General features: G+C 49.0%; 25 protein-coding genes. 17 read left to right on the top strand and 8 right to left on the bottom strand.

Features of this window, described 5'->3' with window-relative positions:
* Nucleotide 1: 1 nt before the first annotated feature.
* Nucleotides 2-1,057: a potassium channel family protein gene (locus AC2TDN_RS23065; protein ID WP_484690310.1), complete on the bottom strand. Its 1,056-nt coding sequence runs from the start codon at nucleotides 1,055-1,057 to the stop codon at nucleotides 2-4.
* 148 nt (nucleotides 1,058-1,205) lie between these two features.
* On the opposite strand from AC2TDN_RS23065, the gene AC2TDN_RS23060 reads away from it, so the two are divergent.
* From AC2TDN_RS23060 to AC2TDN_RS23050, 3 genes are all read left to right on the top strand, one after another.
* Nucleotides 1,206-1,598: a phage holin family protein gene (locus AC2TDN_RS23060; protein WP_484690309.1), complete on the top strand. Its 393-nt coding sequence runs from the start codon at nucleotides 1,206-1,208 to the stop codon at nucleotides 1,596-1,598.
* 85 nt (nucleotides 1,599-1,683) lie between these two features.
* Nucleotides 1,684-2,085, top strand: a complete 402-nt coding sequence (locus AC2TDN_RS23055) for a YhjD family protein (RefSeq protein ID WP_482068925.1) — start codon at nucleotides 1,684-1,686, stop codon at nucleotides 2,083-2,085.
* A gap of 135 nt (nucleotides 2,086-2,220) precedes the next feature.
* Nucleotides 2,221-2,610, top strand: coding sequence for a cupredoxin domain-containing protein (locus tag AC2TDN_RS23050; protein ID WP_482068926.1), 390 nt, complete (start codon nucleotides 2,221-2,223; stop codon nucleotides 2,608-2,610).
* A gap of 71 nt (nucleotides 2,611-2,681) precedes the next feature.
* Here AC2TDN_RS23050 and AC2TDN_RS23045 read toward each other — a convergent pair whose 3' ends face one another.
* Nucleotides 2,682-2,948: a hypothetical protein gene (locus AC2TDN_RS23045; RefSeq protein ID WP_482068927.1), complete on the bottom strand. Its 267-nt coding sequence runs from the start codon at nucleotides 2,946-2,948 to the stop codon at nucleotides 2,682-2,684.
* A gap of 107 nt (nucleotides 2,949-3,055) precedes the next feature.
* Here AC2TDN_RS23045 and AC2TDN_RS23040 point away from each other — a divergent pair, with 107 nt between their 5' ends.
* The 5 genes from AC2TDN_RS23040 (at nucleotide 3,056) to AC2TDN_RS23020 (ending at nucleotide 5,823) form a co-directional block, all read left to right on the top strand.
* Nucleotides 3,056-3,343, top strand: a complete 288-nt coding sequence (locus AC2TDN_RS23040; RefSeq protein ID WP_482068928.1) for a Dabb family protein — start codon at nucleotides 3,056-3,058, stop codon at nucleotides 3,341-3,343.
* A 152-nt stretch (nucleotides 3,344-3,495) separates the two neighbouring features.
* A complete protein-coding gene (locus AC2TDN_RS23035; protein ID WP_484690308.1) occupies nucleotides 3,496-3,915 on the top strand; it encodes a DUF86 domain-containing protein in 420 nt (139 codons plus the stop codon).
* 109 nt (nucleotides 3,916-4,024) lie between these two features.
* Complete coding sequence (locus AC2TDN_RS23030; RefSeq protein ID WP_484690319.1) at nucleotides 4,025-4,657, top strand: helix-turn-helix transcriptional regulator; 633 nt, start codon at nucleotides 4,025-4,027, stop codon at nucleotides 4,655-4,657.
* A gap of 215 nt (nucleotides 4,658-4,872) precedes the next feature.
* Nucleotides 4,873-5,355, top strand: coding sequence for a DUF948 domain-containing protein (locus AC2TDN_RS23025; protein WP_484690307.1), 483 nt, complete (start codon nucleotides 4,873-4,875; stop codon nucleotides 5,353-5,355).
* 42 nt (nucleotides 5,356-5,397) lie between these two features.
* Nucleotides 5,398-5,823, top strand: a complete 426-nt coding sequence (locus AC2TDN_RS23020) for a YtxH domain-containing protein (protein ID WP_482068931.1) — start codon at nucleotides 5,398-5,400, stop codon at nucleotides 5,821-5,823.
* Between the two features lie 108 nt (nucleotides 5,824-5,931).
* Here AC2TDN_RS23020 and AC2TDN_RS23015 read toward each other — a convergent pair whose 3' ends face one another.
* The 3 genes from AC2TDN_RS23015 to AC2TDN_RS23005 all read right to left on the bottom strand — a co-directional run bounded on the left by AC2TDN_RS23015 (nucleotide 5,932) and on the right by AC2TDN_RS23005 (nucleotide 9,854).
* Nucleotides 5,932-7,152, bottom strand: a complete 1,221-nt coding sequence (locus AC2TDN_RS23015; RefSeq protein ID WP_484690306.1) for a sugar phosphate nucleotidyltransferase — start codon at nucleotides 7,150-7,152, stop codon at nucleotides 5,932-5,934.
* A gap of 102 nt (nucleotides 7,153-7,254) precedes the next feature.
* A complete protein-coding gene (locus AC2TDN_RS23010; protein ID WP_484690305.1) occupies nucleotides 7,255-9,000 on the bottom strand; it encodes an alpha-glycosidase in 1,746 nt (581 codons plus the stop codon).
* 47 nt (nucleotides 9,001-9,047) lie between these two features.
* Nucleotides 9,048-9,854, bottom strand: a complete 807-nt coding sequence (locus AC2TDN_RS23005; protein WP_484690304.1) for an SDR family oxidoreductase — start codon at nucleotides 9,852-9,854, stop codon at nucleotides 9,048-9,050.
* Nucleotides 9,855-10,415: 561 nt separating this feature from the next.
* Here AC2TDN_RS23005 and racE point away from each other — a divergent pair.
* The 8 genes from racE (at nucleotide 10,416) to AC2TDN_RS22965 (ending at nucleotide 15,690) form a co-directional block, all read left to right on the top strand.
* Nucleotides 10,416-11,225 (top strand): glutamate racemase, encoded by an 810-nt coding sequence (gene racE, locus AC2TDN_RS23000; protein WP_482068935.1) that lies wholly within the window; start codon nucleotides 10,416-10,418, stop codon nucleotides 11,223-11,225.
* 135 nt (nucleotides 11,226-11,360) lie between these two features.
* Nucleotides 11,361-12,248, top strand: a complete 888-nt coding sequence (locus tag AC2TDN_RS22995; protein WP_484690303.1) for a M14 family metallopeptidase — start codon at nucleotides 11,361-11,363, stop codon at nucleotides 12,246-12,248.
* An 89-nt stretch (nucleotides 12,249-12,337) separates the two neighbouring features.
* The gene (locus AC2TDN_RS22990) at nucleotides 12,338-12,580 is read left to right on the top strand and encodes a hypothetical protein (protein WP_169082095.1); all 243 of its coding nucleotides are present in this window, start codon (nucleotides 12,338-12,340) and stop codon (nucleotides 12,578-12,580) included.
* A 42-nt stretch (nucleotides 12,581-12,622) separates the two neighbouring features.
* Complete coding sequence (locus tag AC2TDN_RS22985; RefSeq protein ID WP_484690302.1) at nucleotides 12,623-12,925, top strand: iron-sulfur cluster assembly accessory protein; 303 nt, start codon at nucleotides 12,623-12,625, stop codon at nucleotides 12,923-12,925.
* A gap of 37 nt (nucleotides 12,926-12,962) precedes the next feature.
* Nucleotides 12,963-13,187, top strand: a complete 225-nt coding sequence (locus AC2TDN_RS22980) for a YuzB family protein (protein ID WP_482068939.1) — start codon at nucleotides 12,963-12,965, stop codon at nucleotides 13,185-13,187.
* A 101-nt stretch (nucleotides 13,188-13,288) separates the two neighbouring features.
* Nucleotides 13,289-13,903 (top strand): DUF3990 domain-containing protein, encoded by a 615-nt coding sequence (locus tag AC2TDN_RS22975; protein ID WP_482068940.1) that lies wholly within the window; start codon nucleotides 13,289-13,291, stop codon nucleotides 13,901-13,903.
* On the top strand, nucleotides 13,866-14,165 hold the full coding sequence (locus tag AC2TDN_RS22970; RefSeq protein ID WP_484690301.1) for a hypothetical protein: 300 nt from the start codon (nucleotides 13,866-13,868) through the stop codon (nucleotides 14,163-14,165). Before AC2TDN_RS22975 ends, AC2TDN_RS22970 begins: the two co-directional genes overlap by 38 nt.
* 85 nt (nucleotides 14,166-14,250) lie before the next feature.
* Nucleotides 14,251-15,690 (top strand): PDZ domain-containing protein, encoded by a 1,440-nt coding sequence (locus tag AC2TDN_RS22965; protein WP_484690300.1) that lies wholly within the window; start codon nucleotides 14,251-14,253, stop codon nucleotides 15,688-15,690.
* A gap of 239 nt (nucleotides 15,691-15,929) precedes the next feature.
* Here the strand turns inward: AC2TDN_RS22965 and AC2TDN_RS22960 are convergent, their stop codons facing one another.
* Entirely contained in the window at nucleotides 15,930-17,963 is a 2,034-nt protein-coding gene (locus AC2TDN_RS22960; RefSeq protein ID WP_484690299.1) for an LTA synthase family protein, read from the bottom strand.
* 24 nt (nucleotides 17,964-17,987) lie between these two features.
* Nucleotides 17,988-19,133 carry a THUMP domain-containing class I SAM-dependent RNA methyltransferase gene (locus AC2TDN_RS22955; protein WP_484690298.1) on the bottom strand — a complete coding sequence of 382 codons (1,146 nt, stop codon included), beginning with the start codon at nucleotides 19,131-19,133 and terminating at the stop codon, nucleotides 17,988-17,990.
* A 146-nt stretch (nucleotides 19,134-19,279) separates the two neighbouring features.
* Here AC2TDN_RS22955 and AC2TDN_RS22950 point away from each other — a divergent pair, with 146 nt between their 5' ends.
* Nucleotides 19,280-19,909, top strand: coding sequence for an O-methyltransferase (locus AC2TDN_RS22950; protein ID WP_484690297.1), 630 nt, complete (start codon nucleotides 19,280-19,282; stop codon nucleotides 19,907-19,909).
* 324 nt (nucleotides 19,910-20,233) lie between these two features.
* Here AC2TDN_RS22950 and AC2TDN_RS22945 read toward each other — a convergent pair whose 3' ends face one another.
* On the bottom strand, nucleotides 20,234-21,454 hold the full coding sequence (locus AC2TDN_RS22945) for an MFS transporter (protein ID WP_484690296.1): 1,221 nt from the start codon (nucleotides 21,452-21,454) through the stop codon (nucleotides 20,234-20,236).
* Nucleotides 21,455-21,729: the final 275 nt, after the last annotated feature.

Here is a 21,729-nt window from a genome sequence, read left to right as displayed (position 1 = left end):
ACTACCGCCCCTCTGATCTAATCTTCGCGATGGTTTCGTCATTTGAAATAACAAATAAACGGGCATCTGCCGGAATTGGCGTATCCAGCTTGCGGTTAATGCTCATGTCGGCGCGGTCGGCAATAAGGGTCGCCCCTTTGCGCAGCAGCGCTTGGAAGGCGTCGTCGTATGTGGACCAACTCGGGTCAACGGCGATTTCGAATACGTCCTCACCATATTTTCTGCTGAGCAGCTGCATGAAGATATCGACGTTTCCTTCTAAAGCGGATCGCACAGCAAGCCTGGATACGGCATCATGCGATAAAATAAAATCATTTACTTGTACGTGACGAAAATTAACAATATGCTTCTCCAGCACGATTTCTACCGTCGTATGGACAGCGGGGGCAGCCTGTTCAATGCTGGATGCGATGAGCAGCGACTTGCCATCGATTAGCGAGGTGTCGTCGATGCGCGGATCGGCAAAAATGATCGCCGAGCGTGCTTTTTGAAGATTAGCCTGCTCCAGCACGTCAACCGATGTCGGATCGCCGCTCACAAAGTGTACTCTCGGAACATCGAACGGATGCTTGTCGCTGTTATCAATAATAATAATGGCTGCCTTAGAATCCGAGTCGAGCAAATCCTCTACCGCCAGCTGCGCTTTTTTACTCCAATTGATGACGATAATATGGCCTTGACCTTGAAATTTCAATTTTCCACCTTCTCTTCTTCGCTGAAGTTCAGCTATCGAATCGATAATTTTGCCGATCAATAAGCTGAGCAGACCAATTCCAAACACATAGAGCAGCATAGCAAGCACCTTGCCAGGCACCGTCTTCGGGAAAAAATCGCCATAACCAACCGTAGCAACCGTGGTCATTACCCACCAGAGAGCATTGAACCAATGGCCGAAGGTGCCGGGCTCAAGCAGGAATGCAATCGTGGAGCTAACAAGTACGAGCAATAGCGTTGCAAAAACGACAAAGTAATGGTTCAATCGTAGAAGCTTAACCGTAAGTTTCAAAAACAGCTGCATGCCAGTCACCCTCGCTTCAAATATTGCTTTATCCACCATACTATCTTTCCTAGCATTTTCCAATACGAAATTGTTTAAAGCAAAGAGCTTTTTTCGCAGCATCGGCTTGGCGAACAGAGTGAAGACGGACAACCTTTGTCATTCATGCATATCATATGGTACGTAGAATGAAGGAGAGGTGGGGATTATGTCCCAATTATGGATTTGTTCGATTAGCGGTCTGGCAGGCGCGGTTATCACGTTTGCTTTCGGAGGCTGGGTGGAGTCGCTTACCTTATTAGTCGTTGCGATGGGCATTGATTATATTTCTGGAATGGCGGCATCCATCAAAGAGGGGAAAGGCTTGAACAGCGTTTTTGGATCATGGGGATTGACGCGAAAAGGATTAATGCTGCTCGTGATTTTATTAACGCATCGAATCGATGTATTGCTTGAGCTGAACAATGCGACGATGGGTGCCGCCATCTATTTTTATGTCGCCAACGAGCTGATTTCCATTACGGAAAATTATGGGCGGATGGGGCTTCCTCTCCCCGAGCAGCTTCGCAAAATAATCGAAGTGCTTAAGGATAAGAAGTAAATATTGGATGGATTTAAATGGACTTGCATGAAATCGCAGTCCTTGGCTATAATAAGAACAGATGTTCTTATTTGGAGGGGTGGCAATGGCCGCTAATGAGAAAGAGGCCCGCGGCAGAGTCAGAACGGCATCGCATCCGCCGATACAGACCGAGGAAGAGCTCGAGCTGGTGAAGCGCTACGTACTGCTTGGAATCGTTATGCGTATTTTGGATCATGATATACGAGTGATCGGCACTTCTGCTATTAAGCTCCCGCGGTTTTATGATTCTATGCTGCGCGGCATGCAGGATCGGGTGCTGCTTGAGCTCGCTGCGATCCGCAGGCAGTTTCGAGAGATGGGCATTAAAGTGTATGAGGAGAAGCGGGAAACGGATGGCTTGCATGCCGAATATGTTTGCAGGGGCTACCATCACAAGTTTTTTATGCTGTGGGGCTTTGTGAAGGCGGAATCCGAGCGAGTCTTAAAACAGTATTTGTCCAGCTAAATTTGGATTTGTTCATGGTTTTGTCAAAATAACGAAAAAACTTTTCCTCTTTCTGTAGTTTAAGGTTGAGAACATCGGACGATCTTATGTAATATAAGAGGTAGACATTATGAATGCAAAGGGGAGCACATAGCAATGCATAAGTGGATTATGTTTACTTTATTTGCAGCGGCGTCGTTGCTGGGCTTATATTTGCTCACATTCGCCTTGCCCGCTAAGCCTGTTGACGAGTCAGCCTCGCTGCCAGAAGGAATGAGTTTGTTGAAAGTAGTAGCATCCAATGATTTCGTATTTGACCAACCGGAGTACAAAGTTAAAGTTGGAGACAAAGTTAGACTTAAGCTATCCAATAAAAGCGGCATTCACGGGATAAATATTGACGAGCTTAAAGTATCTCTTGATAATGACCACCCGGAAACGGACTTGGAATTTACGGAACCAGGCACTTACAAGATCTACTGCTCCATTCCGTGCGGCCAAGGACATACAACGATGCATTCTACATTAGTTGTTGAAGCTGCTTAAAGCCAAAACCGATTGATGGATTGCAAACATGCGAAAGGAGCCGAAAGGCTCCTTTTTGTTGAAATCAATAGTTATCGTGCAGAACGGGAATGACGATCGCTTTCACGGCCGCGTGCAATGATCGCATCGGCGATAAAGCCAAGCAGTGCCCAAGTGAGGACGGTAAGGGTGTACATAAGCAGGACGCTTACCTCATGCACGTCGACAAATAAATCAACAACCCATGCAGGTATGCTAAACATGAAAAAAACCATGTTGTGCGGGTCGTAACCCGTGTAATTAAACAAACAAATAGCAAGCCCAATCAAGGTAGCAACAATTGTTACCGGATAGCGCATAACGTACCGATCTCCTTCGCGTTAAAGATTGCCGTAATGCGACTGCATAGGTTATTATGTGACAAAAGGACGAAAGTCATGCGACAAATTCAGAGGAGGAAAAACAAATGATTACTCACATCGTATTTTTTAAATTAAAGGATGGCAGCGAAGAGAGCGTGGCACGTACCGCACAGGTGCTTAGAGATATGGAAGGCAAGATTGAAGTGCTTAAGTACATTGAGGTAGGCATCGACGTTGTACACTCGGAACGCTCTTATGATATCGCGCTAGTTACCAAATTCGAATCGTTGGAAGCATTGGAGATTTACCAAGTGCACCCTGTACATAAAAAAGTAATCGAGCATATGATGCAAGTTCGCGAAGCTTCCGTCAGCGTTGATTTTGAGAGCTGAGAGGCAGGTTAAAGGCTTATGAGCGACATGAGAGACGTATATGAAATACTGACGTATTTGTTAGTCATTATCTTTAGCAGTATTATTATGGTGGCATGGCTTAAACGCAAGGCGAAAAAAAAGAAGTAAGGCTGAAAGCGGGCGACTGATTGATGTATTATGTGAATCGCGAACAAATTGCCGTACGGTTGAATTCGATAACAGAGGTAGCCTCAGCGCTGCAATCGCTAGCCGCTAATTGGCAGGGTACAGTGCTTGAAGGCTTGGCGCAGGAGAGAGCGCTGCATTTAGCCATTGAAACGGTGACGGATGTCGGCAGCTTCCTGATCGATGGGTTTATTTTAAGGGATGCAAGCAGCTATGAGGACATCATCGAAATTACAGGCGAAGCAGGCGCCTTTCCTGCGGATATGCAGGCGACGCTTACCGAGCTTGTGAAGCTGCGCAAGCCGCTTGTTCAGGATTATTACGTCTGGAAGCGTACGGAGCTTCATCCGCTTACCGAGCTGCTATCCACGCTGATGCCTGCCTTCAAGGAAGCGATAGAGGGCTACTTGGAACGCGAGCTGTAGGGAAAATATGCTTGATTTACGAAAAAGTCAAAATACGTTACAATGACGCTATCAAGCCTGCAAAGGTGGTGAAGGGTTGAAGCGGACAAGAGCAATAGGAACAGCTGACATGACGGTTGAAACGCGAAGAGACAGCTCGACGCGCGAGAGAATATTGATGCTGCTTAAGACTAACGGCAGATTGAATGCCGGCGACTTGTCGAGCGAGCTGGGTTTGACAGAAATGGCGATTCGGCGGCATATGTATGCGCTCGAGAGCGAAGGCAGCGTAAGCATCGTTGCTGTGCGCCAAGCGATGGGCAGACCGCTGCATGCTTACGAGCTGACGGCGGGAGCGGACGAGCTTTTTCCAAAAAATTATCATGTTCTCGCCTTGGATTTGCTTGACGAGCTGGCGGACGACCCGGATACTGCAGCGCTTATCGATCGGATGTTTGAAGGCAGGAAGAAGAAGCTGCTTGATCGCTACGAGCCGCGTATGGCGGGCAAAAGCTTGGAACAGAAGGTCAGCGAGCTTGCTGTCATCCAAAATGCCGGGGGCTACATGGCAGAAGTGGAGACGAAGAGCGACGGTAGCTATATGCTCTACGAGTATAACTGTCCAATCGCACAGGTTGCCGGGAAGTACCAGCAGGCATGCAGATGCGAGCTAGCTTTGTTTAAATCATTGCTTGATGTGCCCGTAGAACGAACGGAATGTTTGGCTAAGGGCGGCGGCAAGTGCAGCTATCGCATCGGTTAACGGAATAGATAGGGTAATTGAAGGTTGTCTTGGCAAATCGTAGAAGATTTGCTGAGGCGGCCTTTTTGATTAGGCAAAAAAGGATTTTTATGTCGGTTGTGTCATGACGAGCCCATGCTGCTTATACTGTCATTACGCAAGTGGGCGTTCGTCTAGAAGCACATAGAGGCACATACGTATGGCTCTGCGATTGATGAAGGAGGAGGGATACGGTCATGGTCATGACATGGAGTGCGGCCATTGCAGCTGGTGCATTTGTTGTTCTGGTAGCAGGCATACTATTGGTATTACGATCAGCGCTTAACAGGCTTGGGCAGATGCAGGCAGCGGCTGACAAGGTGCAGCAGGATTTGCATAAGCTTTCGCTCGAGCTTAGCGGGTTAGTAAAGCCGGCAGAGGAAACGATTAAAGCTGCTCATCGGCAACTGGAATCGGCGAGCATGCTGTTCGAAGCTGCTGGGCAGGTTGGTGGAGCGATCGCTCATACGACATCGGCTGTTGAGCGCGTAACGTCCGTATTGTCGGAATCAGCTGAGCAGCATGCGAAGCGGTACGAGACGAAGCGGCAGGTCGGTGATGCGCTTGAATGGGCTGAGCTAGGAATGGCGGCTTGGCAGCTGTGGCAAACTAGCCGAAAGGCAGCGGCGCCTTCTGCAGATGACTTGAACCCGTACCAGAATCGGAACCCTGATCAATAGCTTAAGACGAATAGCACGCTAACAACGAAAGGAGCAACTATAATGTCAACACGAAAACAATCAAAAGGATTTTTGCTTGGCGCAATAGCTGGAGGTGTTGTAGGCTCTGTTACTGCTTTATTATTGGCGCCGAAACCTGGCAAAGAGCTGCGTCAGGATATTTCGGTTCAAGCGCAGAAGGTAAGCGATACGACAGTGAAGGTTGCTGGTCAAGTAAGCGATACGACTGGCCGCATTGCCAAGCAAATTGGGGATCAAGCGGTTCAAATCGCTGACAAAACGAAGCAAGCGGCCAGCAATGTCGTCAGCAGTGTAAAAGCACGCGCCAAAGGAACAGAAGAGACAGAAGCAATTGCTGACTCCGTAGTTATTGTTGACCTATCAGAAGCGGTGGAAAAGCAAGAAACGAGCGCGATCGAAGCGGTAGAAGCTGGAGGAACGGAAGCGGCGGCATCGAAGGAGCTTTAATCAAGCAAAGGTTGACGAGGCATGCGTGATAAGGTTGAAGAAAAAGGCAAACTGCTCTGAGCTGAGGCTCCGGCAGCTTGCCTTTTTGTTCGTTGGCATAGTCGCGAGTCAGCCAACAATATTGGTGTGATGATGTATGGGGTCTGCACGAAGAAGGGTTGAGAGCGGCTCCATATTGTAATCGTTTCTGGATGGAGACGCTGCGGTAATCGCTTCACCGGGTCCAACTACACATATTTCGTCATTCAATCGGCCGATGTAGGCTCCGTCGTGAATAACGGCTCCTTCACCGATAATTGCGCGATGAATGGTGACATTTCTACCGATTGTTGCGCCAGGCATAATGATGCTTTCGTAAATCTCGCTGTTTAGCCCAATCGACACGCCAGCGCATACGATGGAGCGGGTCACTTCCGCTTCCACGGTGGATGCCGGATGAAGAATGGAATCCGTAATCGTGGCAATGGGATTCAAATAGCTCTTATCGGCGGCTGAATGACTTTCGGACAGCACTTGATTGTCGTTAGCAGCCAGACGCAGCTCGCCATCCAAAAGGTCCATGTTTGCCTCCCATAGACTTTCGATTGTACCGACATCCCGCCAATAGCCGTCGTATGTGTATGCTGCCATGTGAGCTTTAGAAGAGAGAATGGACGGAATGACATCCTTCCCAAAATCGTGACTGGAACTTTGATTAGCGGCATCCTCCAGCAGGTACCTCTTTAAATCTGCCCATCGGAACAAATAAATGCCCATGGATGCTAAGTTGCTTTGCGGTTCTTCAGGCTTCTCTTGAAAGGAGCAAACGCGAGCTTGCTCATCGGTTGCAAGGATGCCGAAGCGGCTTGCTTCGCGCCAAGCCACTTGCTTGACGGCAATGGTAGCTGCTGCCCTTTGCTTCTTATGAAATTCCAGCATAGGCGTATAGTCCATTTCATAAATATGGTCACCAGAGAGAATAAGTACATGCTCAGGTGCTTGCTTGTCGATATAATCCATGTTTTGATAAATCGCGTCAGCAGTTCCTGCATAACCTGCCAAGCACTTGCGCGAGGAGGGAAGTAGAGTGACACCGCCGGAAGCGTTAATTTCGGAAAACTCATATTTAGCGTTTGCTATATATTGATGGACTGTATCCGCGCAGTATTGCGTAAGGACGCCAATTGTCGAGATATTGGAATTTGCACAGTTATTCAGCGGGAAATCGATCATGCGAAAGCGATCGCCAAAAGGAATGATAGGCTTGGCTGACTGACTCGTAAGCGGAGCTAAGCGACGTCCTTCTCCGCCAGCTAATAACATGGCAATGCAATCAGTATGTGTTTTCAAATAAATTTCCCCCAATCCATTATGAGTAATTGCTGCGAGCGTCCGTTAACGATTAGGATCCATTAACCTTATAGATGCAGCTTTGAAACCGAAGCGACAAAATTAAATGTCCCGGTATAAAATTCGAAAGTCGAGCGGCTTGAGCTCGAGTTGAAGCTGATTATCGATCGTCGCAACCTCATCATTTGTAAAGGCATCACGCCAATCGTCTGTTTCCATGACATGCGCAAGCGTTAGGGAGTCCTCCGTATTATTGATCCACAGCGTAAAATGCTGCTCATTATTCAAACGCTCAAAAATCAAAGCTCCCTTTTCATTATCTGCATGAAGGAAGCGAAACCGCCCGTCGCGGAGGGCAGCATGCTGCTTGCGCAGCGCAATCAATAGCTGATAAAAGTCAAACAGCTCGCGGTCCTGCTTGCCTTGGTCCCACTCCATGCATTTGCGGCAATCCGGATCGTCCCCTCCATCCAAACCGACTTCATCGCCATAATAAACGCAAGGAATACCCATAGAAGTGAACATAAATACGACGGCAAGCTTTAAACGCAGCTTGTTGCCGCCAAGCACAGTTGCCGAACGCGTGACATCATGGCTGGATAGAAGATTAAATAGAGCCTCATTGGTTTGCTGAGGATACCTCATGAGCAACCGATTAATTTGATCGGCGAAATCCGAGGCTTTTCGCTCAGACGAACTGAAAAAGTCCAAAACGCAATTCGTGAACGGATAATTCATCGCGGAATCAAATTCATCCCCACGCAGCCAATTGAGCGAATTGCCCCATACTTCTCCGATTATGAAGGCGTCGGCTTTCTCCTTTTTGACAGCAGTACGGAATTCCCGCCAAAAGGCGTGATCGACTTCATTGGCTACATCCAGCCTCCAGCCGTCGATATCCGCTTCCTTCATCCAGTAAACAGCGATATCAAGCAAATATTGCTTTACTTCGGGGTTTGCCGTATTCAGCTTGGGCATATTGCCATAAAAGCCGAAGGTTGCGTAATTGGCAGCGCCATCCTTGACCTCTACGGGGAAGCCGTTCAGATGGAACCAGTCCTTGTACTTGGAGCTTTCGCCGTGCTTCAGCACATCCTGGAAAGGAGGAAACTGCTCGCTGGTATGATTGAATACGGCATCAAGCACGACACGAATATCGAGGTCATGGCATGCTTTCACCAACTGCTTAACCAGCTCTGCATCCCCGAACTGCGGATCGATTTGCATATAATCGATCGTATCGTATTTGTGATTGGAGGGAGCATTGAAAATAGGCGTCAAATAAATCGCATTAACGCCTAAATTCGTTAGATGGCTAAGGTTATCGATGATACCTTGCAGATCGCCGCCAAAGTGAGATTCTTCGCTTGGCTGCTCGCCCCAAGGGCGCACGCCATCGGGATCATTGCTTGTATCGCCGTTAGCGAAGCGATCCGGCATGATCTGGTAAAATATCGCGTCCTTAGCCCATTCGGGCGCGTCAAACAGATCGATGGCATGTATGTATGGAACATCAAAATACCCGCCGGCTGGGGCAGGCTGCTCCTCAAAGATGCCTTTCTCGATAAGCCATAGCGTCTCTTCGCCGCTGCGAACGCGAAACCCGTAAGAAAAGCGCCGCTGCTCCGGTTTAACCACCGCCTCCCAATAGTCAAATAAAGGGTCCGCCGCAATTTTCTCCATCTGAACATCCAGACGATAGTTATCCCAGTCGTATTTGTCACCCGTTACCGCTACAGCTTCTTCGACATCGTTTCTTTTGGTGCGGAGCCTGAGATGATAGGTATCGCGGTCGTAAGCATAAGCCCATTTGAGATCGGGCGAATGGTGCAAGCATTCTTTGAACATTGGCTCCCACTCCTGTATATATGATTTTGGCTAGCAAAAAATAAGCATTATCCGCGAAGCAATGATTCTGCACCGTCAATGTAGACAGCTGTGCCTGAGATATGTCTGGATTCCTCTGAAGCGAGGAACAAAGCAAGCTTGGCTACTTGGTCTGCGCTTCCGGGTCCGTGCTCAAGCGGCTGGCTCCCTTGCGGATATTCAACGGGAATCGTTACGCGCGCAAGCTCGGGCATCCGCTCGGTGTTTTCTTCGATATTCGTCTCAATTGCGCCAGGGCATATCGCATTGACGCGAATTTTATACTTGGCAAGCTCCAGCGCTGCCATTTTGGCGAACGCGACCTGTCCCGCCTTGGTGCTGCTGTAAGCGCTGAAGCCAATATTGGAAAAAACGCGGTTGCCGTTTATGGAAGCCGTAATTAATATGCTGCCGCCTTTATCCTTCAATAAAGGGATAGCATGTTTAACGGTGAGGAAGGTACCGCTCAAATTAGTTTGCAGCGTCGTATTCCAGTCGTCGAAATCCATAAGCTCGATCGGGGTCAAAACGCCGTTAATGCCAGCATTGGCATAGACGATATCCAGCTTGTCATAATGTTCTTGTACTTGCCGATAGGCGTTCGCCATTTGAATTTCATCCGAGATGTCGGCTTCGATCGCTAGGCAATCTACGTTATACTTCCGGATGCTGAGGCAAACCTCTTCCATTGCGGCTTCCTTGACATCAAGGAGAGCTAAGCTCGCGCCTTCCTGTGCGAACTTCAAAGCGGTTGCTTTGCCAATTCCGGAGCCAGCCCCCGTAATGAGTGCTACTTTTCCTTGCAAGCGGCCAATCGATTGTTGATTTTTTGTCATCAAAATTTCCTCCTTGAATGTATAAGTGGGATTACGCTGCTTGAAATGGTTTTAATTGTATGTACCCGAAATCTAGCTATCGAAACAAGCTGCTAGAACAAAAAGAGACCCCGAAGCTACATTGCGTAGTCATTCGCGGTCCTTCTTAAAGCAGATATGGCGCTTTAGGCGATCCCGCAGGACGAGCGTGAGAAGCGGCATAACGAGACCGATTCCGATGCCTAAAATAACCATGAAGGGCCTTCTGCTTTCTTGCCGCTAAGTGAAATTGCAATTAATATCGTTGCAAGGATACGTACAGGCAAGTTGATGTGAAACACCCGGCGCCAGTTCCAAGCGTCGACGACATTTAAGCTGTCAACAAGAAAAAAGAGCTGGTGGACAGCCCATTTTTTACAGCCTTTTCGGCCATAGATGAGCAGCGGCTGCCGTGTTTTTCATCATGAATCTACGTTGAACCTTGTCCAATTTTAAGATAAGATGTAGGTACGTTTTTGTGCCTGTTTTCATATGCTATTCTGTCTCGATTCATTACACTTTGTTTAGGAAAGCGGTGTGTTTGTGCAGCAACCGATTGCGATACTAGATTCAGGCGTAGGCGGCCTAACCGTTGCCAAAGAAGTCATGCGCCAACTACCGCACGAAAAAATCCTTTACTTCGGAGACACGGCTCGGACGCCTTACGGTCCACGTTCTACTGAGGAGATCGTCCGCTTTACGAGAGAGATTGTTGATTATCTTATACAGTTTAATCCGAAAATGATTGTTATAGCATGTAATACAGCAACCGCAGCAGGACTTGACGATATCCGCTCTAGAGTGGCAATTCCCGTTGTAGGCGTTATTAATCCTGGCGCTAGGGCGGCAATTGGTCTGACGGTGACGGACTGCGTCGGCGTTATCGGCACGGAAGGCACGATCAAGAGCGGCGCATACGAACAGGCACTGCGCAAGCTGTCTCCCCATGTGCAGGTGGTCAGCTTGGCGTGTCCGAGCTTCGTGCCGCTGGTGGAAAAGGGGAAATTCCGTTCGCTTGAAACGTATGAGACGGTGCGCAGCTCCATTGGCCATTTGCGCGGATACCCGATGGATACGTTAATTCTCGGCTGCACGCATTATCCATTTCTGTCGGAGACGATATCCGAGGTAATGGGTGAGAGCGTTAAACTGATCAGCTCAGCAGACGAGACTGCACGCGAGATCAGTACGATTTTGCATAACCAAAGCAAGCTGTCTCGAGGCGGCATTGTGCCGATCCATCAGTTTTTTTGCAGCGGCGATACGAAAATGTTCCAGTCGATTACCCAGCAGTGGCTTGGCGAGCAAATTGAGCTAACGCCCGTCGTCTGGCAAATACCAAATATCGTCTAAGCATAATACGCGGTTAAATGGAAGAACGGAAGCCGGGCCTGCCAAAGGCACGGCTTCTTTTTTGCATTTGCTTCATAGGACATGTGCTTCGCCGCATAGCATGATAGGAACAAATTGATGCGTCAGGAGGCGATCATGATATATTCCTTACAAACTTATAGCTATCTCGATTTAACGGAGGGCGTAAGGCAACTGACGGGCAAATACCCTTTTTTGTCGGCGCATGTCATTGGACAAAGCGTGATGGGCAAGCCGATATTAGCGCTTCGCTGCGGAAACGGTCCGCGCCTTATTCATATGAATGGCTCCTTTCATGCGAACGAATGGATAACCTCTGCCCTGCTTATGCGATTTGTCGCGGATTTGTCCGCAGCCTATTGTACCGGCGACCCGATCGGCAATCAGCAAGTGGAGGATCTGTGCAGGAAAGTGACGCTATGGGCAGTCCCGATGGTAAATCCCGATGGCGTTGAGCTTGCGCAGTACGGCGCAATGCCGACGCATCCATTTTATAGACAGCTGATGGAATGGAACGGAGGCTCCGAGCAGTTTAACGGCTGGAAAGCGAATGTGAGGGGCGTTGATCTAAATGATCAATTTCCTGCGTTCTGGGAAGAGGAATGCAAGCGCAGAGGAATCGCAGGACCTGGTCCGCGAGACTACCCTGGGCCGTTTCCGCTAAGCGAGCCGGAGGCAATCGCGATGGCTCGTTTTGCGCAAACGATTGGATTTGATGCTGTTGTGGCGCTTCATACGCAGGGTCGGGAAATCTATTGGAACTATCGTGATTACGAGCCGGCAGAGGCGGAGGAGCTTGCACGAAGGCTAGGGCAGGTTAGCGGCTATGTGCCGGTCAAGCTGACGGGCAGCGATGCGGGCTATAAGGACTGGTTCATTCAACATTTTCGCAGGCCGGGATTTACGGTAGAAGCGGGCTATGGCGAAAATCCGCTGCCGATGAGCAATTTTGACAACATCTATGTTGAGCTGCAGCCGCTGCTGCTAGAGGCGCTTCGTCTTTAGCGGCTATCGGCCGCGTTGGTGCGGAGTAGGTATGGAAGACATGGTTATGCTATAATAATCGGAAAAGAACAGCGAAGGAGGGATTTCTGATGCGTAAAATGCTGTCGCTGCGCCATTGGCAGCGGACGTTTGCTCGAATATTCCAACTGCTTCGTTCTAAGAACGTTTCCTTGCTGGACAAGCTGATTTTTACCATACCTGTTTTCCTTTACTGGGTATTGCCTGATGTGCTGCCGCTGCCTTTTTTGCCAATAGATGATATTGCGGTGACGATGCTGCTGGCGGAATGGTTTGCCCGTAGAATGGAGACCAAGTATAATATGAAATTATGATCATTGCCTCAAGGCATAACGATAAGAGGAGCTGGATAAAAAATGAACTGCAAAATTTCCAAAAACGCTGCAAAAGTTATTCAAGAAGAGCTGGACAAGCCTGAGAATACAGGTAAAAAGCTGCGCGTGTACGTTACTCACTCGCACGGTGATCATGCGCATTACGGCATGGGCATCGACGAACCGACGGAGAAAGATATTGTCGTCACGACGGACAAAGGAATCGACGTTATTTTGGAGAAGGATAACGCTTTTCTAGACGGCGTACGCATCGATTATTTCTATGTGCCTGAAGAAGGCTTTGCCGTTACGAATCCAACTAAGGGCAACCACGGCGATCACTAAGCATCATCCGAATCTGGTTGAAATAGGAAGTTGAATAATGGCTAACGATATAATGGTTTGCGACAAATGCAAGCACATGAAGATGAAATCAATTGTTCCCAAGCTGCAAAAGCTGGTGCCTGACACGGAAGTGCGTGTCGGCTGCAAATCTTACTGCGGGCCCTGTGCCCGGTACGCATTCATATTTGTTAACGGCCGTTATATAAAGGCGGCATCCGAGGATGAAGCGATCCAGAAGATCCTTCCGTATATTAAAAAATAACATGATCTATATGGCTGAACACACAACGAGACTCTGCGATAGCTTTCATCGCAGGGTCTTTGCGCAAATATAGGCTATTGCCATTCGAAAGGAGTACAAGGGTGGACATAACGACGCCGCAGCTGTTATATCACGGCACGACAAGCGATACGGTGCAATCGTTTAGTCAAAAGCTGTTGAATTCGCCATATTGGCGGCCAGGCAAAGATTTTGGAGAGGGCTTCTATACGACGATATCGATAGCGCAGGCTCGCAAATGGTCGCATAAGGCGGCAAAGGAGTCATGGGATGGAGGTCGTCCATGCGTGCTGGTTGTTGAGCTGACGTCGGTGCCAGAGCGAGTAGAGCCGTTGTTGTTTTTGTCCGATTCGCCGGCATGGGCTTCCTTCATCTATGCTCACCGTAAGGCGGCGGTCAAAGGGAGCGACCCTTGCGAATCCCATCCGGACATTATAATAGGTCCGATGGCGGACAATGACACTGGAAAAATCGTACATAAAGCAGTACAATTAAATAAAGATGAGCATTGGTTTTATGAACAAATTACGATTTCTCGCAAAGGCACGAAGCTGGATTCGCTTCGGCTCGGCAATCAGGTCGTCTTTTGCTCCGAACGGTGGGAGGCTCATTTGAAGCTTGTCGGCTACCATATTTATACGGGAAGCAGGTGGATCTATCATGAAAGCGAAAACGCAGGTCAGGTTAAGCTTGTATGAGCGTGGAATTGTTGAGGCGTTGGCAGCCGAATATGGCTACACGCCTGCAGATGCAAGAGTGCTTGTCGTCGAATATATCGAGGTCGTGCGCAAGCTCGGAGGCTATGACAATTGCGGTCAATATGCGCAGCTGCTCGATCATGCGCGCCGTATGAACCATCCCCCTTCGCAGTGGCTTGAGCGTATTCAAGATATAGAGAAGGGCGAGCTGAGAGACAGGGGCATTGAATCGGAAGAGCGCCAATATTTGCAAACGAAGTAGGACCCGCGATTCGGATCGTCGGGTCTTTTGTTTGTTTTACGGCTGAGACATAGGCTAGTCAATGGAAGCTTAGGAGGAAGAACAGATGCTGAAGCCAGCATGCTATTATTTATTTGGACTCGCTCTTGCCCTAGCTTGCTTGGTTGGGGCAGAGCTTATTTGGCTGCCGGCGCCGCTTAGAACCGGAAGTGGGATGCAGTGGATCGAAATGATCGATCGGCTGTTCAACTTGCTTGCGCTCGTTCCGCTCAGCTGGGCGTTTGGCGCTTTGTTAGGCGCGTGGCAGCAGCGCAGGAAGCTGGGCTTTTTTGTTTTATTGCAGCTATTGCGGCTTTTTATAGCAGTATTAGGAATTATCGGGGCGAGCTTCGTACTGTTTGCGCCGGAGAAGCTGTTTCAGCTGCTCATTATTATAGGTGCTGCGGCACCTCTTGTTTTTGCGGATATGCTGCTCAGCGAGGGGCTGGAGCGCGCGCGTGCGGCAAAGCTGCTGCAATTGGAGGAGCGGACTTCAAGCGCAAGGAGAAGGCGCTTAACGGTTCTGTGGTTGCCAAAGAGAGGGGCAGCAGCTTTGCTCATTACGATTGTGCTGTTAGTGGTATTGCTCTGCCCTACAGGCTATCGCGTAACTTATCCTGGCATGACGCTGAATATGAATAGATACGCGCATGTAGAAGGCGGCAAGCAGGTTGGCACAATTAATGGCGTGCTCGTATTTGATAGGCCGGCCGTGCCGGCAGATTGGTTGTATGCGAAGCTTCTGCCGTTGTACAGCTTCGAGAAAATACCAGCTAATGAGCCTCCGCTGTCGGAATCCTATGCACAGGTCGTCCTTATGAAGACGGATGCTAATAGCGTGGCTGCCGCGGTTGCTATGCAGAAGGCAGGCGTGGGGAAGGGCATCTCGGCGGATGGTGTCAGAGTGATTGCCATCGTGAAAGACAGTCCAGCTGATCAACGGCTTCAGGCAGGCGATATTATTGATAGTCTGAACGGACAAGTCGTGCGTTCGATTGTTGACATGACGGCTTATATGTCAAATGCCGTTAAACCTGGCGAAACAGTTGCCGTTAAGCTGCGAAGAGACGGTAAATCCGTCGAAGTGGATGTTATCACTAGGGCATCGGATGATGATCCAATACGGCCCATATTCGGTATTTCAGTACAAACGGAGCTGCTTCTCGACATCCCACGCAGCATCGATTACAAACGGTTCATGGCGCATATCGGAGGGCCATCGCATGGCGCGATGCTGACGCTCGCGCTAATTGATCAGTTGACGCCCGGCGGCGTTACGCATGGCATTCAGGTAGCCGGTACAGGTACAATTGAAGCGGATGGCTCCATTGGACTTATCGGCGGTATTAGGCAAAAGGCGTACGCGATCAGCCGCACGGACGCCGACGTATTTTTTGTGCCGGCGGCGTTAGAAGAAGAGGCTCGCAGCAGCGCGCCTGATCTGAAAGTCGTGCCGGTGAAGACAATAGATGATGTGCTGGGCTGGCTGGCACAGCATGGGAAGTAGAAAAAAAGGCTTTCCCTTCGAGTCGATGACTTGGTGGGACAGCCTTTTTTTGTTGTATCGTTATTATGCTGGTCGCCCCTGCTATGGAGGAGGCAGCTTCATAAGCTAACTTAGCACACGGAGACGTTATGTTGTAGTTTGTGCAATAGAATGGTGTGACACAAATTACATCGTTTACTTAACGGAGTAACGGAGTGCTTCAAGGGTTCAGTCAGCCTTAACTGAGACATTGCCATTTATTAACGTCGAACGGTTTCCAAGTCGCTATTGCCACGCGCTTCCGAAGCCGTTTGTTCCTTGAAGTCATCGATTAAATCGTTCATGACGATTTGGTCGGACATGTTCAGCTCGGTGCGCGCGCTCTCGTACTCGATTAAGCATGCGTTCATTTCGCCGGGTGCGCTGTTTTGAATGTTCCAGCAGGTTCCGTTCCTCGCGACACCATCGGTAGAGGGCTTGAAGTAGAAGGCACCATCGGTGAATGCACCGTTTCTTAACACGACTTTTTTGCCAGTAAGCGGTTTGTCGGTCAAAAGCGGCGTTCCAATCAAGTATTGATCAGCGGTCGAAATGCCAAGCAGGTGCATAATCGTAGGCATTACATCAAGCTGTCCGCCAACCTGTGTATAGGTGCCAGCATGCTCATCCCCAGGCAAATGAACAAGAAAAGGAACCTGCTTCAAAATCATTTGGCGCTCAAGATCATTAAGCTCCTTGCCAAGGAAGGTCTCGAACAGCGACCAATCCTTAATGGAATTGTCGTGATCCCCGTACATCGCCAGAATAGTGTTGTTCCAGAGGCCTTCCTTCTTCATGCGATCGATAAGCTCGCCGAGCGCGGCATCCACATAATGAATCGCCTGCAAGTAATCGCCCATCATCGTGCCTTTTAGCTCACCTAGTTCAAGTTTTTTCTCCTCTGGAGGCATCGTGTAGGGGTGATGGCTGGAGAGGGTAATCAGGAACGAGTAGAAGGGCCGCTTCTGCTCGGATATGACATCCAGCGATTGCCTGAAGAAAGACTTGTCGCCAAGCGCCCAGCCGATCTTCTCATCCAGCGTAAAATGCTTTAAGCTGTAAAACTGATCGTATTGCATATTGTGATACATCGTATTCCGATTCCAGAAGCCGCCCTCATAGGAATGAAAAACGGATGTCCCATAATCGTTTTCCTTCAACGTTTTGGACATGCAATCGAACTCATTCGGCGCATATTGGATGAACACGGAGCCGTTCGCTACTGGCTGCATCGAGCAGTTTGCGGTAAAATCAGCGTCCGACGTTCTTCCTTGGGCCGTTTGATGGTAAAACTGGCTGAAATACGCGCTTTGCCGGGTAAGCTCATTCAAATTAGGCGTAATCTCTTGACCGCCAATCGATTTGTTGATCATAAAGTTTTGGAACGCTTCAAGCTGGATCATTAAGACGTTGCTGCCTTTATAGGCGCCGAATAGCGCGTCCTCCTCGAGCTTGCCGCGAAGATCGCCTCGCGCTTCGATCCATTTTTGAGCTTCGGAGGATTGCTCGGCCGTAACGGTCTCAGCGTCGAGCCAGTGCTGCTTCACGTACCGATATACGTCATAGCCGTGAAAGCCAAGCGCCCCGGTAACATTATAGATGGACAGGTTCCACCAGTTGCCGACAAATACGCCTTGCGCCCACGTACGCTTGGCTTCATTCACATTGGTGAATACAAGCGATGTGCCGATTACAAAAATGACTGCGCTCAGCACGACGCGGACGATCGCTTTTTGCCAAATGGCAGTCTTCTGACGATGCTCATTTGCCCGGCGAAGATCACCGCGGCCTCTCCATATCGCGTAGAACGCAAACGGTACAATTACTATCCAGTCAAGGAAAAGCAAAAAATCTTTAGCGCGCAGCAGCGTTCCGATGCTATCGCCGAGAGAATCGACTTGGCTGAATTGAAGCAGTACAGGGACTGATATTAAATCTTGAAAGTATCGATAATAAATGAGATCGGCATATAAAACAAAGGATGCGATCACATTTAGTGCGATAAGAGAAATAATCCGCCCGCGTGCGGGCAGCCATATCGTCCAAAAGCTGAAAAGCAGCACGGCACCGAGCTCAATCAGAGCGTCTTTGTCGGTCATTTTCATATTAGCGACATGAAGAATTTCCGAATACAAATACAGCTTGGCAAGCATTACGCCAGCAAACAGCAGCAGGTCGGCAGCTTTAAGACGCTCAAGCCAAATAAGAACTGTGCTCATGCCATGGCGTAATGGCGTTTGCCTACTAGATAACATAAGTGAAATATCCTTTCTATTCCTTTACTGCCGATTTCCGCGAGGGGGAAGCGGGCCGAAAAATTGCAGGTAGTTGCATTCAATGCGGCCGTTGAAAAGCTTGCGCTTCTTGTCCGCCGGACGGTTGAAATAATTCTCAAGCGTCGTTGACGGGCTGATCGAGAAATACGACCATGTCGGATAGTGCAGAGCCGTTAAACCGAATTGGCGAAGCGCTGCCTCCGCTTGCACATCATCGCCGAGCCGTTCGCCATATGGCGGATTCGTAATGATCACGCCGTAATCGCCTTGCAGCTTCACCTTGGCGACGGGTTGTACGGAGAGCTTGATCTCTTTGCCAAATCCAGCTTTCTTAATGTTAGCCTCCGCAATCTCAATGGCGCCGGGGTCAATATCAGAACCGGCAATTTGAAGCGGGATGTCATCCTTCACTAAATCAAAGGCTTCATCGCGGGCTTCTTCCCATAGCTCATTTGGAATAAGCGGCCAGCCCTCACTATTAAAGCTTCGCCGAAGTCCTGGTGCAATATTCCATCCAATCATTGCAGCCTCTATTAAAATTGTGCCGGACCCGCAAAACGGGTCATAAAGCGGCCGTTCAGGACGCCAGCGGCTAAGCGAAACGAGCGCTGCGGCAAGCGTCTCCCGAATCGGAGCTTCGGTAGCTATTTTACGGTAGCCCCGTTTATGCAAGCCGTCGCCTGTCGTATCGAGGGTAAGCATCGCCCGATCATTCATCAGCGTAACTTCAATAACATAACGTCCGCCGTCCTCGGGGAACCATTCGGTACCGTAACGATCGCTCATTTTATCGACTACCGCTTTTTTAACGATGCTTTGGCAGGCTGGAACGCTTGTAAGCTGTGACTTTTGCGAACGGCCGTTAACGGGAAATTCACCGTCATTCGGAATCCACGTCGGCCAATCGAGCGCTTTTGTGCCTTCGAACAGCTCGTCGAATGTGGTTGCAGGGAAATCTCCCATTTTAATAAGAATTCTGCCTGCTGTACGCAGCCACAGGTTGGTGCGGCAAATATCGATCGGACCGCCTGTGAAATTCACGCGTCCGTTTTCTACTTGAAGATCGGTATAGCCCAAATCCTTCAGCTCGCGTGCGACAACCGCCTCAAGCCCCATCGGTGCGGTTGCGATTAGCTGTAACTTTTCCATTTTACACTCTCTTTTCATCAATTCTTGGCGACAGAAGCTGTCGCATTAAAGGCGAAAGCTTGTAACCCCGTGAACAAAAACTTACAATCAAGTATAGGACAAACTAGGTTGTTATTACAAATTGTAAAATTGGAGAGAGAAGAACAATGTTGCAGAACGAACATTATGTGGATTCGCTTTATGGAGCAGATGCCGATCTTGAGCGCGCAAAAGCAGGAATAGCAGCGAACGGAATGCCCGATATATCGGTTGCTAACGGCTATGGCAGGCTGCTTACAATGCTAGTATCGTTATCGAAGGCTGAAAATATCGTTGAAATAGGGGCGCTTGGCGGATATAGCGGCATTTGCTTGGCACGCGGGCTGCGAGAGGGCGGCAAGCTGGTATCGCTTGAGCTGCTGCAAAACTATGCGGATCTAGCCAAGATTCATATGGAAGCGGCGGGGTTGGGGGATAAGGTAGACTACATGGTAGGCGACGCGAAGCAAAGCTTGGAGGAGCTGAAGTCATCTGGCCGAAAATTCGAATTCTTCTTTATTGATGCGGATAAAGAAGGCTACCCGGTTTATCTGGATTATGCGATTGCTTTAGCAAATCCTGGCGCTATCATTGTAGGCGATAATATTTTGCTGCGAGGCAGAACGATCGATCCAGCCAAAGAGGGGCCATCGGTTCGCGCTGTACGTTCCTTTAATGAGATGATCGCGTCGGATGAACGGCTGCAGAGCACAGTGCTGCCCGGATATGACGGTCTTGCGATTGCAATCGTCAAATGAATTTAATAAGAAAGCACTGAGCCACTTCGTATTTTATTGAAGGGGGACAGTGCTTTTTTTTGTTGCTGTAGGGTGGTTGTGATGCCCATTCAACAATTCTGTGTGTTCTGAAAGACAGGAGCACGTATGTGCGCTTGCAGCGTGAGTTCGGCGTGTGCGGCTGGTCGAAAGCTGGCTGTAAGCAACTATGAACGTACCGAGAAAGATGGTGCTGAAAGGTGACGATGTACATGCTGACGAGCTGCCGCACAAAAAGAAAAGTGACATGAGAGATTGGTTATACTCCAACATCTCACGTCACGTCGTCATTGCTATTGAACGGCGTCAGCCGTCCTTGCCTTGTTGTTTCTGTGGCCGCTTGCGCAGCAGCGACTGCCATACCCACCCTGCGTTAATCATTAGCATGACCGCGGAGAGGACGAATAAGCCTTGAATACCGATCCAGCCGGAGAGGGCGCCGCCAGTAATCGGACCGATCATGTTGCCGAGGCTCATTGTGCTGGTGTTAAAACTGTAGGAACGGCTCTCCATGCCGTCCGGTGTGTATTTGCGAATAAGGGAGTTTACCGCTGGAATAAGCCCCCCAAGAAAAATGCCAAGCACAAAGCGCGCAAGCAGCAATTGCCAGACCGTTCCAGCCAAAGCTTGCGGGATAAAAGCAAGCGAGGCTCCAACAAGCGCGACCCCAAGCACACGCTCAGCGCCAATTCGGTCGCTAAGCTTCCCAAGCAGCGGCGAGGCTACCAAATTGGAGAGACCTGTTACTGAGCCAACAAAGCCGGCAAAGAAAGCAAGGTTAGCGGTTGTGCCGTGAAGCTCCTGCACGTAGAGCGGAATAAGCGTCATCGGACTCATCATCGCAAATTGGATGAGGAAGGTGACCGCGAACAATGCCGTTAGCTGCGGAATTACGCTCAGCTTCCGAAATCCTTCAATAACGGAAGCCTGCTCGCGAGCAGCTGCCTTCATCCGGTCAAAGGGCTCTTTTACGACGAACAAAGCAAGCAGCGAAGCCGCAAAAAGCAAAGCCCCCGTCAAATAGAAAATGGAGCGGAAACCGATAGTGTCCGCCATTAAACCGCCGATGAATGGTCCAAGAATCGTACCCGCAATACCCCCGGATTGAATCGTACCCATCGCGAAGCCCATCCGATTTTTTGGTGTCGTTGCCGAGATCAAAGCAATTGAAGCAGGATTAAAGCCAGAAATCGTACCATTTACCATTCGAAGCAGCAGCAGATGCCACGGATTGGTGGCAAAGCCCATCAATACCATAACGATCGACATGCCGAAGCCTGAGCGAAGCAGCATCATTTTACGACCGTATCGGTCGGCCATTTTGCCCCATATCGGTTGGAAAATAAATGACGTTACAAAGTTTCCGGCAAAAATAAATCCAGCCCAAACGCCGATCTCATGCTTATCCGATAAGCCTAAATCGAATTGCAAATAAAGAGACAAGAACGGAATGATCATCGTCATCCCAGCCATAACGAGAAACTGTCCGAACCACAACACGACCAGATTTTTTTTCCATTGTTCCATAAGCAAAGTATAACATAATCCGAATGTCCAATTCCTCAAGGGAGCTTACTCATAATGAAAGCGATATCGCTAGCGGCTATGATTTTGTTATTCAATTATTTATATCGATGAAGTTTATTTTTTGAAATGAAAAAAAGTAGCACAATTTAAGTCAAAATGTAGTAAAATAAAAGTAACATTCGACACATACCGCCAATATTCTTCCCACTAGTACAATGTTATTGGTTCTTAAGGACTATATACGAAAAACAACAAACTATTTATTGGTAAAATAC

This window comes from Paenibacillus sp. Y660 (genome assembly GCF_057221575.1).
The sequence above is the reverse complement of the archived record's forward strand: the minus strand, read 5'-3'. Positions and strand labels throughout refer to the sequence as shown.

Excerpts from the sequence above, each read along its gene's own strand:
- AC2TDN_RS22945 (WP_484690296.1), bottom strand. The coding sequence starts at position 21,454 with ATGGAACAATGGAAAAAAAATCTGGTCGTGTTGTGGTTCGGACAGTTT.
- AC2TDN_RS22990 (WP_169082095.1), top strand. The coding sequence starts at position 12,338 with ATGCGTAAAATGCTGTCGCTGCGCCATTGGCAGCGGACGTTTGCTCGA.
- AC2TDN_RS23055 (WP_482068925.1), top strand. The coding sequence starts at position 1,684 with ATGGCCGCTAATGAGAAAGAGGCCCGCGGCAGAGTCAGAACGGCATCG.
- AC2TDN_RS23045 (WP_482068927.1), bottom strand. The coding sequence starts at position 2,948 with ATGCGCTATCCGGTAACAATTGTTGCTACCTTGATTGGGCTTGCTATT.
- AC2TDN_RS23065 (WP_484690310.1), bottom strand. The coding sequence starts at position 1,057 with ATGGTGGATAAAGCAATATTTGAAGCGAGGGTGACTGGCATGCAGCTG.
- AC2TDN_RS23010 (WP_484690305.1), bottom strand. The coding sequence starts at position 9,000 with ATGTTCAAAGAATGCTTGCACCATTCGCCCGATCTCAAATGGGCTTAT.
- AC2TDN_RS22950 (WP_484690297.1), top strand. The coding sequence starts at position 19,280 with ATGTTGCAGAACGAACATTATGTGGATTCGCTTTATGGAGCAGATGCC.
- AC2TDN_RS22970 (WP_484690301.1), top strand. The coding sequence starts at position 13,866 with ATGAAAGCGAAAACGCAGGTCAGGTTAAGCTTGTATGAGCGTGGAATT.
- AC2TDN_RS22955 (WP_484690298.1), bottom strand. The coding sequence starts at position 19,133 with ATGGAAAAGTTACAGCTAATCGCAACCGCACCGATGGGGCTTGAGGCG.
- AC2TDN_RS23060 (WP_484690309.1), top strand. The coding sequence starts at position 1,206 with ATGTCCCAATTATGGATTTGTTCGATTAGCGGTCTGGCAGGCGCGGTT.
- AC2TDN_RS23020 (WP_482068931.1), top strand. The coding sequence starts at position 5,398 with ATGTCAACACGAAAACAATCAAAAGGATTTTTGCTTGGCGCAATAGCT.
- AC2TDN_RS22960 (WP_484690299.1), bottom strand. The coding sequence starts at position 17,963 with ATGTTATCTAGTAGGCAAACGCCATTACGCCATGGCATGAGCACAGTT.
- AC2TDN_RS22985 (WP_484690302.1), top strand. The coding sequence starts at position 12,623 with ATGAACTGCAAAATTTCCAAAAACGCTGCAAAAGTTATTCAAGAAGAG.
- AC2TDN_RS23030 (WP_484690319.1), top strand. The coding sequence starts at position 4,025 with ATGACGGTTGAAACGCGAAGAGACAGCTCGACGCGCGAGAGAATATTG.
- AC2TDN_RS22995 (WP_484690303.1), top strand. The coding sequence starts at position 11,361 with ATGATATATTCCTTACAAACTTATAGCTATCTCGATTTAACGGAGGGC.
- AC2TDN_RS23050 (WP_482068926.1), top strand. The coding sequence starts at position 2,221 with ATGCATAAGTGGATTATGTTTACTTTATTTGCAGCGGCGTCGTTGCTG.
- AC2TDN_RS23040 (WP_482068928.1), top strand. The coding sequence starts at position 3,056 with ATGATTACTCACATCGTATTTTTTAAATTAAAGGATGGCAGCGAAGAG.
- AC2TDN_RS22965 (WP_484690300.1), top strand. The coding sequence starts at position 14,251 with ATGCTGAAGCCAGCATGCTATTATTTATTTGGACTCGCTCTTGCCCTA.
- AC2TDN_RS22980 (WP_482068939.1), top strand. The coding sequence starts at position 12,963 with ATGGCTAACGATATAATGGTTTGCGACAAATGCAAGCACATGAAGATG.
- AC2TDN_RS23005 (WP_484690304.1), bottom strand. The coding sequence starts at position 9,854 with ATGACAAAAAATCAACAATCGATTGGCCGCTTGCAAGGAAAAGTAGCA.
- AC2TDN_RS23035 (WP_484690308.1), top strand. The coding sequence starts at position 3,496 with ATGTATTATGTGAATCGCGAACAAATTGCCGTACGGTTGAATTCGATA.
- AC2TDN_RS23025 (WP_484690307.1), top strand. The coding sequence starts at position 4,873 with ATGGTCATGACATGGAGTGCGGCCATTGCAGCTGGTGCATTTGTTGTT.